Annotated in this window: 7 protein-coding genes; 3 read left to right on the top strand and 4 right to left on the bottom strand. The window is 39.7% G+C overall.

Features of this window, described 5'->3' with window-relative positions; translation table 11 throughout:
* Positions 1-22 precede the first annotated feature (22 nt).
* Positions 23-1,255, bottom strand: coding sequence for a hybrid sensor histidine kinase/response regulator (locus JN11_RS09470; protein ID WP_144911991.1), 1,233 nt, complete (start codon positions 1,253-1,255; stop codon positions 23-25).
* 32 nt (positions 1,256-1,287) lie between these two features.
* Positions 1,288-6,945, bottom strand: coding sequence for a HAMP domain-containing protein (locus JN11_RS09465; RefSeq protein ID WP_144911989.1), 5,658 nt, complete (start codon positions 6,943-6,945; stop codon positions 1,288-1,290).
* 289 nt (positions 6,946-7,234) lie between these two features.
* Here JN11_RS09465 and JN11_RS09460 point away from each other — a divergent pair, with 289 nt between their 5' ends.
* The 3 genes from JN11_RS09460 (at position 7,235) to JN11_RS09450 (ending at position 13,406) form a co-directional block, all read left to right on the top strand.
* Positions 7,235-8,815, top strand: a complete 1,581-nt coding sequence (locus JN11_RS09460) for a Na+/H+ antiporter (protein ID WP_144911987.1) — start codon at positions 7,235-7,237, stop codon at positions 8,813-8,815.
* 196 nt (positions 8,816-9,011) lie between these two features.
* Complete coding sequence (locus JN11_RS09455) at positions 9,012-12,071, top strand: amidohydrolase family protein (protein ID WP_144911985.1); 3,060 nt, start codon at positions 9,012-9,014, stop codon at positions 12,069-12,071.
* An 18-nt stretch (positions 12,072-12,089) separates the two neighbouring features.
* The gene (locus JN11_RS09450; RefSeq protein WP_144911983.1) at positions 12,090-13,406 is read left to right on the top strand and encodes an amidohydrolase family protein; all 1,317 of its coding nucleotides are present in this window, start codon (positions 12,090-12,092) and stop codon (positions 13,404-13,406) included.
* 202 nt (positions 13,407-13,608) lie between these two features.
* On the opposite strand, the gene JN11_RS09445 is transcribed toward JN11_RS09450, so the two are convergent.
* Together JN11_RS09445 and JN11_RS09440 are read right to left on the bottom strand one after the other, a co-directional pair.
* A complete protein-coding gene (locus JN11_RS09445; protein WP_170227732.1) occupies positions 13,609-14,154 on the bottom strand; it encodes a YceI family protein in 546 nt (181 codons plus the stop codon).
* A gap of 14 nt (positions 14,155-14,168) precedes the next feature.
* Positions 14,169-14,834: a cytochrome b/b6 domain-containing protein gene (locus tag JN11_RS09440; RefSeq protein ID WP_144911979.1), complete on the bottom strand. Its 666-nt coding sequence runs from the start codon at positions 14,832-14,834 to the stop codon at positions 14,169-14,171.
* Positions 14,835-14,842 lie beyond the last annotated feature (8 nt).

Genomic DNA, 14,842 nt, shown 5'->3' with positions numbered 1-14,842 from the left:
TATGGGGTGTTAGTCCTATACCTTAATGTGTAATATAAGTCTCCACTCTGGGCATAGTAAAGAAAAACGAGGTGCCTTTTCCAAGCTCACTATCTATGGTTACCGCTCCGCCATGCTGGGTTATAAATTCTTTAACCAAAAATAAGCCTAAACCACTCCCCTGCTCTTTATCAGTTCCTGTTTCTGACACATAAGTATTATTACTCAAAAGATTGGTCTTGGTTTCCTCAGACATCCCAACACCGTGATCCTGTATACAAATTTCAATCATTGAACCAACAGATTTTGCCATACAATTTATTACCCCTCCATGAGGAGTAAATTTTATAGAATTAGTAACCAAATTCTGTATAATTGATCTGAACATTGGCGGATCTGCACTTATATAAATATCCTCATCAATTTCTGTTTTAATAGTGATGGATTTCTGCACAGCATTTGGCCTTATCAATTCAAAAGATTGGTTTATTCCCTTAAGCAGCTGAAAGTTTTCCGGATTAAAATTTGTTTTTTCGCGCTGCTTTTTTGCCCATTCAACCAACTCATTCAACTGTTCCAATATTTTATTGGAGGTACGATGAATAATGCCTGCAAACATGGTTATTTCTTTTGGACCGATATTTTCTAAATTAGTGTACAGGTTGTTGGATGAAATAAGCAATGAAGTTAAAGGATTTCTTAAATCATGAGATATAACAGACAAGAATTTATCCTTGGATAAATTTAACTCAGTCAATTCTTTGTTTAAATTCTCCAACTCAATTGTCCGTTCTAAAACCCGTTGCTCCAGTTCCTGGTTGGATAGTGTCAGATCATTATTTATTAGTTGAAGCCTTTCTTCCTGCTTCCTTAAAAGCCTGTTTTTTTTGTACAGTTCAACAAAAACAGCAACTTTTGATCTTAATATCTCGGGTTTAAAAGGTTTTCTGATAAAATCAACAGCACCAGCCTTATAGCCTTTAAACATGGCTTCTTCCTCATAGTCATGAGCGGTAATAAAAATGATAGGGATGCCTTTAAGCTTGTCTCTTTCATAAATAAGCTCTGCAGTTTCATAACCATCCATTATTGGCATTTTAACATCCAATAATATCAGTGAAAATTCCTCTTCTTTTAATAAAATGCGCAATGCTTCCCTTCCTGACGTTGCCTTAAAAAAAGAGTAATCATCACTCTCCAACACCAGTTCCATCGACATAAGATTGTTCTCGTTATCGTCAACCAGCAAAATCTTAATAGGAATATCAGCAACCATTTTTGAACCTGGATATCATTTTTTGACAATATTTATTTGATTAACCACACCCGCATTAATGACAGCAATTGATCCGTTTTAACCGGTTTTGTAATATAATCAGATGCACCCGAAGATATACATTTTTGACGGTCACCAATCATTGCCTTTGCAGTAACCGCAATAATTGGCAAATATTTATGTTTCGGCTCTTTCCTTATTATCTGGATAGTTTCATAGCCGTCCATTTCGGGCATCATGATATCCATTAATACAATGTCTATTTTTTTATCGCTATTTAGCAATTCAAGCGCTTCCCTACCACTTTCAGCAGTTATCACTTCTATATTTGAGCGTTCAAATACCGCAGTTAAGGCAAATAAATTACGCACATCATCATCAACAACCAGCACTTTTTTACCTTCCAAAACGTCACTACTGGTATTTATACTTCCTATCAGATTCAAGTTTTCTGCACTTATAAAACGTTTATGAATATGTAGTAAGTTCAATATTTCCTCTAAAAGATAGGCATGTGAGGTTGATGTTTTAGTTATAATTTTATGATTAAGCCGCTTTAATAAAATCAATTCGTTTTGTGTAAAGTCACGGGCCGAATGCAAGATAATGGTTGTTTGGGGCTTCTTCAGTGCATTTATCCGGTTAAGCAGGTCAAGCCCATTAGCATCAGGCAAAACAAAATCCAAAATAATGCAATCAAATGCTTCTTTCTTTAATAGAGCTAACCCTTTTTTAGCTGTATTAGCAGATAATACTTCAATCCCATCCCCAGCCAGCATCCTGGTAAGCAACTCCAGTTCATTTTCATTATCTTCTATAATCAGTAATTTCTTTTTTATTTGCTCACTAAAATGAACAATCCCAGAAATTAAGTCATCCAGCGAATTATTAGAAAGCGGTTTCAGATTAAAACTTTTGGCACCTAACTTCACTGCCATCAGCTTGCTGTCTTCACCTGAAATGATATGAATTGGGATATGTCTGAAATTAATATCAGCTTTTAACAGCTTAATTATTTTCCAGCCATTTGATTCGGGCATATTAACATCCAGCGTGATCGCTATCGGGTCGTATTTCTGGATGCTTTCAAAAATCTCTAAATAACTAATAGCCACCAGTACTTTCAAACCAAAATCATGTGCCTTATCAACAACTATTTTGGTAAACCTCAGGTCATCTTCAATAACCAGTAAAACCTTGTCCTCGGCCGAGATATTATGACGATCATCATCTATCATTAACTCCGTTGTATCCAGCAAATTGGTTCTGGAATGCTGGGCCGGAAGGTTTTCTTTTACCGGATTATTAACAGTTAATTTTGTACCCTCATTATACTTTAATGGAAGGAATAAAGTAAATACACTACCTTTACCTAATTCGCTGCCTACAGTTATTGTACCTCCCAAAAGTTCTGCAAAACCCTTACTGATTGATAGGCCCAAACCTGTGCCCCCATATTTACGGCTTGTTGAACCTTCTGCTTGTTGAAATGCTTCAAATATTATTCCCTGTGTGTTTTTTGAAATACCTATACCAGTATCAATAATTGAAAAGGCAATCACTGATTCAGCATTGGCTAAAGGATTTTCATGTTTTAAACTTGGTCTGAATATTTCAAGCCGTACCCCGCCCTTTTCAGTAAATTTAAATGCGTTAGATAAAAGGTTCTTTAAGATTTGGTTTAAGCGTTGCATGTCGGTCTCCAGCATTTCCGGCAGCCCTTCTTCAATGTCTATCTCAAATTTAAGATTCTTGGCTTCTGATATCGGTTTAAATGTTGATTCAGCGAACGAAGCAATCTCCTTAAAGTTAACAGGCATTACATCTGCAAAAATCACTCCCGATTCTATTTTCGAAAGATCAAGAATATCATTAATCAACTGGATCAGGTCATCCCCACATGAATGAATTGTTTTAGCAAACATTCGCTGTTTTTCGGTCAAATTCCCTTCCGGGTTTTCAAAAAGCTGTTGTGCCAGAATCAATAAGCTATTAAGCGGAGTTCTTAACTCGTGCGACATATTTGCCAGGAACTCTGATTTATATTTAGATGTTAGCGTAAGCTGCTCAGCCTTTTCCTCTAATGAACGTCCTTTATCATGCAACTCATCATTAGCCCTTCTTAGTTCTTCCTGTTGAGCAGATAACTCACCAGCAAGTGATTGTGATTGCTTCAGAAGTTCCTCTGTACGGGTATTGGTTTCAATATTGTTCAATACAATACCAATACTTTCTGTTAGCTGATCCAGAAAGTCAATGTGTGTGTCGCTAAAATTATCAAATGAAGCAAGCTCAATTACCGCTTTTACATTGTTTTCAAATAACACCGGCAAAATAACCAGGTCAATAGGCGCAGCGCTGCCAATACCGGAACTTATCTGAAGATACTCTGCCGGAACATTCGATAAACGGATCCGCTCTTTATCCTTTGCGCATTGCCCCACCAAACCTTCACTTAATTCAAATTCCTGGTTAATTAATTTACGATTCTTTTGGGCATAGCCGGCAAATAGTTTAAGCGTAGGCTCATCTGCAAATTCCCGCTGTTCCAAAATGTAAAATGCACCATAACGGGCGTTTACCAATTCGGCCAATTCCGAAAGAACTTTATTTGCCACCGCATTTCTATCCCTTTGCCCCTGCAACATCTGGGCAAATTTTGCAAGGTTTGATTTTAACCAATCCTGCTCATGATTTCTGAGGGTAGTACCCTTCAAATTGGCAATCATCTGGTTAATGGTATCTTTCAAAGCCTCTAACTCGCCCTTGGCATCCACACGGATAGTCCGGGTTAAGTCACCCTTGGTTACTGCGGATGCTACTTCGGAGATAGAACGCACCTGCACCGTTAAATTCTGTGCCAGCTGATTTACGTTCTCTGTTAAGTCTTTCCAGGTTCCAGATGCACCCGGCACACTTGCTTGCCCACCCAAGCGTCCCTGTACACCCACCTCACGCGCAACTGTGGTTACTTCGTCTGCGAATACCGCCAGGGTATCAATCATCTCATTAATGGTATCTGTAAGCTGCGCCACTTCACCCAAGGCATTGATAGATAGGCGCTGTTTTAAGTTCCCTTTAGCAATACCGGTTGCCACCTTCGCAATACCACGGATCTGACCGGTTAAGTTGGATGCCATCTGGTTTACCGAGTCCGTTAAATCCTTCCAGGTACCACCCACACCTTTTACATGCGCCTGGCCACCCAATTTTCCTTCGGTACCCACCTCACGGGCCACACGCGTTACTTCTGATGCAAAGGAGTTCAGCTGATCCACCATTGTGTTAATGGTGTTCTTTAAATCCATAATTTCACCCTTTACGTCGATGATTACCGTTTTGGAAAGGTCACCGCTAGCCACCGCCTTGGTTACTTCGGCAATATTACGTACCTGTGAGGTTAAGTTACTCGACATCTGGTTTACCGAGTCCGTTAAATCTTTCCAGGTACCCGCAACACCCGGCACAAAGGCCTGTCCACCAAGATTACCGTCGGTACCCACCTCACGGGCCACTCGCGTTACTTCTGATGCAAATCCGCGAAGCTGATCCACCATGGTATTGATGGTTTCCTTTAACTGAAGAATCTCTCCCCGCACGTCTACCGTGATCTTTTTAGATAAGTCTCCATTTGCTATCGCGATGGATACATCAGCAATATTTCTCAATTGTGCGGTAAGGTTACCGGCCATCTTGTTTACCGAGTCAGTTAAATCTTTCCAGGTACCATCCACACCCGGTACGTTAGCCTGACCGCCCAACTGCCCTTCTGAACCCACCTCACGGGCCACACGCGTTACCTCTGATGCGAAGCCACGGAGCTGATCCACCATAGTATTGATAGTATCCTTCAGCTCCAATAACTCACCTTTTGCATTTACTGTAATTTTACGCGAAAGGTCACCTTTTGCCACCGCGGTGGTTACCTCCGCAATATTTCTTACCTGCGAGGTAAGGTTATCCGCCATTTTATTTACAGAATCTGTCAAATCTTTCCAGGTACCACCTACTCCTGGCACGTTCGCCTGACCACCTAATTGCCCTTCAGAGCCCACCTCACGGGCCACACGTGTTACTTCCGATCCGAAGGAGTTCAGTTGATCCACCATCGTATTAATGGTGATCTTAAGCTCAAGCATTTCTCCCTGTACGTCAACCGTAATCTTTTTGGATAAATCACCTTTTGCCACCGCAGTGGTTACTTCTGCTATGTTACGCACCTGTCCGGTTAAGTTACCGGCCATTTGGTTTACCGAATCTGTTAAATCTTTCCATGTACCACCTACACCCGGCACATTAGCCTGGCCACCCAACTGCCCTTCTGAACCCACCTCACGAGCCACACGTGTAACCTCAAATGAGAAAGAGTTTAGCTGATCCACCATCGTATTGATCGTATTTTTCAGCTCCAAAAGCTCGCCCTTGGCATCTACTGTAATCTTTCTTGATAAATCTCCTTTTGCTACTGCAGTGGTAACCCAGGCTATATTTCGTACCTGATCGGTAAGGTTACTACCCATCTGATTTACAGAATCTGTCAGATCTTTCCATACCCCACCTACTCCTTTTACCCTGGCCTGGCCTCCTAATTTACCTTCTGTACCTACTTCAAGTGCCACACGCGTTACTTCTGATGCAAAAGAGTTCAGCTGATCCACCATTGTATTGATGGTCTTTTTCAATTCCAGCATCTCCCCTTTTACGTCTACTGTAATTTTTTTGGAAAGGTCACCATTTGCTACTGCTGTTGTTACACCGGCTATATTTCTCACCTGCGAGGTAAGGTTACCCGCCATACGGTTTACCGAATCTGTTAAATCCTTCCATGTACCTGCAACACCGGGTACTTTTGCCTGCCCGCCCAGCTTTCCTTCCGTACCCACTTCGAGCGCCACACGCGTTACTTCTGATGAAAATGAATTCAGCTGATCCACCATTGTATTGATGGTATTTTTTAATTCGAGTATTTCCCCTTTGGCTTCTACCGTAATTTTCCGGGAAAGGTCACCTTTTGCAACCGCGGTGGTCACCGCTGCTACATTTCGCACCTGGGCTGTAAGGTTACCTGCCATTTGGTTTACCGAATCTGTTAACTCTGCCCATACACCTGCAACGCCTTTTATACGCGCTTGTTCACCCAATTTCCCTTCAGAACCCACCTGTCTGGCTACCCGTGTTACTTCCATCGAAAATAATTGAAGCTTGGAAAGCATCTGGTTGGATTCTTTTGCAATACGCAAAAATTCGCCCTTTAACGGATGTCCGCTAATTTCAAGCGGAATATGTTTGGACAAATCGCCATTGGCTACCGAATTAATCATCCCTGCAATTTCAAGTGTTGGAGATGTTAAATCAGATATTAAATTATTTAACGATGTTACTCCACCTGCCCAATCCCCTCGTGCATCTAATAATTCAATTCTTTTTGACAAGTTGCCCTTTTTACCTATAATTTTTTCTGCGGACGAAATTTCTGCCACTAAACGCTCATTCATGTCAATGATATCATTCAGTACTTCACAAATCCTTCCGTTAATTCCTGCTTGAGTAACCGGCATCCGGGTGCTTAACTTTCCGTTTTTAACCAATGACAACACGCGTAACAACTCTTTCAAATCAAGGGATTCATTATCAGTTGGGGTGGAAAACGTTACGGGCTCTAAGAGCGCTTCCAAAATATCATCTTTCATCGGATAAATAATTTAGGATAAAAAACAGGGGTTAAATTTAAAAACTTGTACAACTACAATTAAATATAATTTTTGTTTCAGAAAAATTTACAATAAAATTAGCAATTAACTTTTTTTCCTTTAACGTATTTTTTGTTTCGAAAGTCATGCTTTTTATCATATTAGAACATTGTAACTAATTTAATACATAGGCAAATAAAATTTAACCTCTAAAACTTTATTGTTAATACTACAAATTAGTAATGACCATTAGCCTTGCAATTTTAAAATCAAAACTGCAATTTTAAACATGCATGAAATATTACTCCTTTGCTTAGGGTTAGTACTAAGCGTTTCGTTTCTGGTACTGCTTGCACAAAGGCTTAAAATTGCCTATCCAATATTCTTAGTAATCGCTGGCTTAATAGCAGGTTTTATTCCTGGCATCCCCAATACACATATCAACCCCGATCTGGTTTTTCTTATCATATTACCCCCTATTTTGTATGACGCAGCACAAAACACTTCATGGAAAGCGTTATGGTACTGGCGCCGTATTATAAGCGTAATGGCCCTGGGGTATGTGTTATTAACAGCTACTTCCGTAGCCTTAGTGAGCTATTATCTTATCCCAGGATTTACGCTGGCACAGGGCTTTTTATTAGGCGCTATCATTTCACCGCCCGATACCGCTGCAGCATCAGCCATTTTGAAATTTGTAAAAATCCCAAAGGCACTGGCTTCCATTCTTGAAGGTGAAAGCTTGCTTAATGATGCAACCAGTTTAACCATTTTCCGCTTTGCGTTATTGGCAATTATCAGTAACCATTTTGTATGGCACGAGGCGGCTTTCGGTTTTATAATGGTGGTTATATCAGGCATTATAATTGGCGTGGTTATTGGTTTCATTTTTTATGCCATTTTTCGCTGGCTTCCAACTACTGCAAACCTCAATATTACTTTATCTATCGTATTACCTTATCTCATTTACCTGACTGCCGAGGCATTACACTCATCGGGTGTACTGGCCGTGGTTAGCGGAGGCTTATTTATCGCCTACCAAAATCATTTTGTATTTTCTCATTCCAGTCGTCTTAAATCAAATGCCATCTGGTCGGCATTGGTTTTTATACTAAATGCGGTAGTGTTTTTTCTGATAGGGCTACAATTACCTGAAATTATTCATAGTGTTAAAGATGGAGCATTAACTGAGTCATTAATGGTTGCCTCATTAATATCACTGGTAGTGATTTTTGTAAGGCTATTTTCAGGGCTTTTTTCATCTGTGTTTACGAGGTTTATTGGCCGTTTCATAACCGTTGCTCAAAGAAGGCCCGGCTGGCGAAATCCGTTAATCAGCAGCTTTATGGGAATGCGTGGTGTAGTATCACTGGCCTCTGCACTATCCATACCTTTGCTACTGCCCGGAGGCCGGTCATTTCCTAACAGGGATATGATTTTGTTCATCACCTTTGTGGTTATCATTATTACTCTTGTAGGGCAAGGGCTGTTATTACCGTGGTTGATCAAGAAAATAAAACCACAATTTATTCCCGCAAAAACCGATGAACAGCAAATTTTAGAAATTGAACTGCAATTGTATAACTCGGCACTCAAAAAGTTAAGGGAAACATATCCTGCCGATATTACGGATAATGCACTGCTAAAAAACAAACACGAGCTATATGATTTTAAGGTGAAGCTACTCATGGATGCAAAGCCAGGAAACTTAATTGGCAGGTTTAAGAAAGTAATGATTGAGATCATTGAACATGAGCGACGGGAATTGCATGCCTTCAGAAGAAAGAATGGTTATGATGATGATGTGATCCGTATAATTGAAAACCGGCTTGATTTGGAAGAAGAACGCCTTGAAGAAGAAAGCGAATAATTTAAAAGAAAAAGGGTAATCTCTAAATCCCACTTAAATAATCATAGAAATCAGTGTCTGGTTTGTGATTTTTTTGTGACAAGAACACAAATTCCCCGTTTATTATATCATCTGGCGAAAATGTAAGCCTTCTCACCCTCCAGAGGAAAAAAAAGTATTCGTTTATTTAATATATTAGCAATAACTATTACTGAAAATGAAAAAACTATACCTTATTTGTTGTATTGTTTTCTTAACCCAATTTGTTTTGGCACAGGAAACATTCCCCGTTAATGGCCCGTGGGATATCCGACCGGGACTGTACGCTTTCACCAATGCCAACATTGTGGTAAGCGCCAACCAAACTATCACCAATGGTACCTTACTAATTAAAGACAGGAAGATTGAAGAAGTAGGCCCTGCTGTTAAAGTACCGGCTGGCTATGTAGTCATCGACTTAAAAGGTAAATACATTTACCCCGGTCTTATTGATGCCTATACTACTTATGGCATGCCCGAAGCACCACGTGCAGCTTTTCAACAAGTAAGTTTTGGTCGAGTACCGGTTTATACTTCAACCAAACAGGGTGCCTATGGATGGAATGAATCCATCAAACCAGAGATGAGTGCAAAAGCGGTATTTCATGCCAACGCAACTGCTGCCGAAGATTATAAGAAAAATGGCTTCGGCGTTGTACAATCCTTAATACATGATGGCATTGCCCGAGGCACATCAGTAGCTGTTAGCCTTGGCGATGAACGTGATAACCAGGTGATGCTAAACGACCAGGCGGCGGCAAACTATTCATTTAGCAAAGGCACTGCCGCAACTAATTACCCTTCATCACTGATGGGTAGTATTGCATTGCTCCGCCAAACCTATTATGATGCACAATGGTATAAAACCCAAACAGCAGAATACAATATTTCGTTAGATGCTTTTAATCATACACAGGATATTCCACAAATTTTTGAAACTACCGATGCACTGAATGTAATGCGTGCCAATAAAATAGCAAAGGAATTTGGCAAACAATATATTTTTAAAACTGACGGAAACGAATACCGGCGCATAGATGCAATGAAGGCTACCGGCAGCAGTTTCATTATTCCGCTTACATTTCCTGATCCATACGATGTAGAAGATCCTTTGGATGCACGCAATATAAGCTATACCCAGTTGAAAAATTGGGAACTGGCTCCTACTAATCCGGCTACATTAGAAAAAGCCGGGATCAATTTTGCCATAACTTCATTTGGGTTGCAAAAACCTACAGATTTTTGGAATAACCTGCGCACAGCAATTGATAATGGGCTCAGCGAGAAACAAGCCTTAAATTCATTGACCATTGTCCCGGCTACAATGCTGGGCATAGCAGACAAGGTGGGAACACTGGAGAAAGGCAAGATGGCCAATTTCATCATTACTTCTAATGAACTATTTAAAAAAGATAATGTTATTTATGAAAATTGGATAGAAGGTCGCAAATACGTAGTAACTAAACTTGATGTTACAGATTTGCGCGGCAACTATACTTTAGCAAGCGATGTATTGCAGGGATTAACACTTAAAATCAGCGGAACACCTGGTTCATATGACCTAAGTGTTGAGCGAAGCGATGACAGTGTTCGTACCAAAGGTACAATTAACCGTAGCGGTGACATCGTGAGTATTTTCTTCGAGACAAAAAATAAACCAGGCAGCAATGTACGTTTAACAGGATATATTACGGCAATATCGCCGCTTACCTTTCATGGAAACGGTAAAATGCCTGATGGTACTGACATCACCTGGACAGCCACCTACATCAGTGCTGCAGGTCCGCAAACAGCACATGAAGCTCCTAAACCAACAATTACCAATGGCTCCGTTATTTATCCTTTCGGCGCGTATGGTTATACCGAATTACCGAAGGCTGAAACCGTTTTATTTAAAAATGCCACTGTTTGGACCAATGAAAAAGAAGGTATTCTAAAAAATGCAGATGTTTTAATTGAAAACGGAAAGATAAAAGCAGTAGGCACTAATCTTGCCGCCGGAAAAGCAAAAGTTATTGACGCTACTGGCAAGCACTTATCGCCAGGTATTGTTGATGAACACTCCCATATTGCAGCCGAAGGAGGTATAAATGAAGGCACCCAGGCTGTTACCGCGGAAGTAAGGATTGCTGATGTATTAAATCCGGAAGATATTAATATTTATAGGCAACTTGCTGGTGGGGTTACAACATCCCACATTCTTCATGGCTCTGCAAACCCTATTGGCGGTCAAACACAATTGATTAAACACCGCTGGGGAGTATTGGCTGATGATATGAAATTTGAAGGGTCTGATGGCTTTATCAAATTTGCATTAGGAGAAAATGTTAAGGGCAGTAATAACAATCAGCCATTTGGCGTAACGCTGCGCTATCCTCAAACCCGTATGGGAGTAGAACAGGTTTATGTTGATGAATTTACCCGTGCTAAAGAATACAAAACTGCCCGTGCAGTAAAAAGCAACAATGTACGCCGTGATCTTGAACTAGATGCCATAGTTGAGATTTTGGATAACAAACGTTTCATAACCTGTCACTCTTATGTACAATCTGAATTGAATATGCTGATGCACGTTGCAGATTCAATGGGCTTCAGAATCAATACTTTTACCCACATTTTGGAAGGGTATAAAGTTGCCGATAAAATGAAGGCCCGTAATATTGCAGGTTCAACCTTCTCTGATTGGTGGGCCTACAAAAACGAAGTTGCCGAGGCAATCCCCTACAACGGTGCAATCATGCATGAAGAAGGAATAGTAGTAGCTTTTAACTCAGATGATGAGGAAATGGCCCGCAGGCTTAATCAAGAAGCAGGCAAGGCAGTTGCTTATGGACACGTAAGCGAAGAAGAAGCATTTAAATTTGTTACCCTTAATCCTGCCAAAATGCTACACATTGATAAGCGGGTAGGCAGTATAAAAGTGGGTAAAGATGCTGATTTGGTACTTTGGTCAACCGATCCGCTTTCTATTTACGCTGTTGCCGAAAAAACTTATGTGGATGGTATTCCTTATTGGGATATAGAAAAAGATGCTGAAAATCAGAAAACAATGAAGGCTGATGAAGCAAGGATCATCCAAAAAATGATAGCTGCAAAAAACAAAGGCTCATTAACACAAAAGCCACCCGGCAGAAGACCGCGTATTAAAGATGAAGATGAAGACAACGATGATGACGGAGTTGGAGAAAGCAGCGTTGGCGCAACACAAACAAACATTCAAACTCAAAATAATCAATAATCCAGAACTGATTTTAAGATGAAAAAGATATTTTTAATTATTGGAGGATTATTGTTTACCACTATCCTCACTTATGGACAGGCAAATATTTCGCCTGCACCAGCACAATCACAAGCCATAATTATAACCGGCGGTATTATACATGTTGGCAATGGACAAGTAATAACCAATGGTTACGTGGCCTTTGATAAAGGTAAGATAACTGCCATAGGCGAAGGTTCAGCACCAAATATTGCAGGTGCGATTGTTGTTGACGCTACCGGCAAACAGGTTTATCCGGGTTTTATTTGTCCGATAACAACTCTTGGATTAATTGAAATTGAAGAGGGTGCCAGAGGCAATGTTGACGATGAAGAAACCGGCGAACTGAACCCTGATGCACGTGCTTTAATAGCGTACAACACAGATTCGAAAGTAATACCTACAGTACGTTCCAATGGAATTTTATTAGCGCAGACAACTCCAGATGGCGGTGTAATTTCCGGACAATCATCTGTAGTGCAATTAGATGCATGGAACTGGGAAGATGCTGCTTATAAAACTGATATAGGTATACATTTAACCTGGCCCATTGTTGTTACCAATACCAGAAGAAGAACTGCCGCCCCTACTACCGGCCAACAAGAAACTCCGGCAGAAAAGGCACAAAAGGCCATTGATGCCATAACAGAATTATTTACCGAGGCCAAAGCCTACTCCGAAATTGCAAAACCAGCTGTTATAAATATCCGCTTTGAAGCAATGAAAGGGCTTTTTAACGGCACCAAAAAATTATTTGTAAATGCTGATGGCGCCAAGGAAATTATACAGGCGGTTAGCTTTGCTAAAAAATTCGGGATAAGCGAGGTTATTGTTGGCGGTTATGAATCATATTTGGTTACCAGTGTATTAAAAGACAACAATGTTCCAGTTATTTTAAAGGAAACACAACGTTTGCCGGCAAGAGATGATGATGATGTTTATCAACCATACAAATTGCCCAAAATATTGCAGGATGCAGGGGTGCTGTACGGTTTAACCGGAATTGGCTACTGGCGCCAGCGTAATTTGCCGTTTGAGGCTGGAGAGGCAGTTGGCTATGGCTTAACCAAGGAACAAGCCTTAAGTATGATAACTATTAACAACGCAAAAATTTTGGGTATTGATAAAACTACTGGCACGCTGGAAGTTGGTAAGGATGCCAATCTTTTTATCTCCGGTGGTGATGCGTTAGATATGATATCCCTCAATGTCCAGAAAGCATTTATACAGGGCCGCGATATTAACCTTGATAATCTGCATAAACAACTTTATAAAAAGTTCAGTTCAAAGTATGGCTTTAAGGTGGATCTTTAGAATATTGAATATTCTTTCCTTAATAAAGGAATTCCCGCCATTAAAAGCAGTCAATACAAAACAGGCAACAGTGGTAGCACTATTGCCTGTTTTGTATTTATAAAATCATTATCTAAAGACCAGGGTTCAGACAAACTACGGATCTGGTATCCAATGTAGTATCGTAAGTGTTGGATTTAAATAGGATCAAACAGTGTTGAGGTTATTTGGCAACAACATCCAGATCAACCTCAACATTCTTATCAATTGAATTATCAGTACTTATATTATATTCCAAACGGTTTAATTTAAAATTCCCCTTAAAATGATAACCTCCATTTTCGGCTTTGGCTGTAAATGGGAATGAGATGGTCTTAGTTACGCCTTTCATGGTAAGTGCACCAACGAAAGTATAAGTATTCTCTCCTGATGTTTTGATAATGGACTGGGACTTAATGCTTATTAATGGATATTTCTTTACATCAAAATAGCTTTCTTCTTTTAAGTGATTATCTCGCATACCAATTCCCGATTCAACAGTACCTGCGGCTACCGATATATCAAATGTAGCCCCTGTAACATTAGATGGATCAAACACTATTGTCCCTTTTAAACCTTTAAATGTACCTGTAACTGTACTTTTAAATATCATTTGATGTGATACATTAAATTGTACCGATGAGCTTTGTTCAACAGGTATATAGCGCTGAGCTAAACCACTATTTACAGAACAAATAAATAATGCAACAATAATTGAATAAGCTTTCATGATCATTTATTTATTTAACCGCCATTTATCATATCAGAAACAATCCCTTTACTATCCTTTTTACGTTCGGCCAAAAATACACCTACTAAATGAACAACAATAAATGCCAATATCAGGTACATACAAAACCCATGAACATTTTTAACCGGGCGATGTATTGATTTGAGTACCTGAAAATCATCATCAAACGCAAGTGACAGGCCTGTTACCACCATTATGGCTAACAAGCAGTAAAAAATTGCATATATTATTTTAACAGTGAGTTCATGTAAAGCTTCCTGACGATCTTTTTTAATTGCTTTAAATTGAGCTGAGGCTTTTTTTAATCTTCTTATAAATTTCTGATCGGCTACCTGAAAAAATTCAAGTATCAAACGAAAAAACAGCAACCCGGCAAGGCAGTAACCAAAGTAAATATGTATATCCCAAACTTTATCTTCAAGAGCACCGGCAACTGAACGGCTCAGGTCATTATCAACTCCTTTTGTTTCCTGTATTCTTACTTTTACAAGATCAGTAATTGCATGTTTATCGGTTATGGTGGAATTTATGAGTACCGTAATAAGCGACCCACTTATAACGATCATATTTAACCAATGCCATAATCGCAGGCTTGCTGAATATCTTTTAACTGTAGATGGATTATTAAGATTTTTACTTGTTGGTTCTATTATATTCATTATTAATT

This window comes from Mucilaginibacter frigoritolerans (genome assembly GCF_007830615.1).
GTDB lineage: Bacteria > Bacteroidota > Bacteroidia > Sphingobacteriales > Sphingobacteriaceae > Mucilaginibacter > Mucilaginibacter frigoritolerans.
The sequence above is the reverse complement of the archived record's forward strand: the minus strand, read 5'-3'. Positions and strand labels throughout refer to the sequence as shown.

What these genes read in the sequence shown, in the direction of transcription:
- JN11_RS09445 (WP_170227732.1), bottom strand. Translation starts at nt 14,154, where the DNA reads ATGAAAGCTTATTCAATTATTGTTGCATTATTTATTTGTTCTGTAAAT.
- JN11_RS09455 (WP_144911985.1), top strand. Translation starts at nt 9,012, where the DNA reads ATGAAAAAACTATACCTTATTTGTTGTATTGTTTTCTTAACCCAATTT.
- JN11_RS09470 (WP_144911991.1), bottom strand. Translation starts at nt 1,255, where the DNA reads ATGGTTGCTGATATTCCTATTAAGATTTTGCTGGTTGACGATAACGAG.
- JN11_RS09460 (WP_144911987.1), top strand. Translation starts at nt 7,235, where the DNA reads ATGCATGAAATATTACTCCTTTGCTTAGGGTTAGTACTAAGCGTTTCG.
- JN11_RS09440 (WP_144911979.1), bottom strand. Translation starts at nt 14,834, where the DNA reads ATGAATATAATAGAACCAACAAGTAAAAATCTTAATAATCCATCTACA.
- JN11_RS09450 (WP_144911983.1), top strand. Translation starts at nt 12,090, where the DNA reads ATGAAAAAGATATTTTTAATTATTGGAGGATTATTGTTTACCACTATC.
- JN11_RS09465 (WP_144911989.1), bottom strand. Translation starts at nt 6,945, where the DNA reads ATGAAAGATGATATTTTGGAAGCGCTCTTAGAGCCCGTAACGTTTTCC.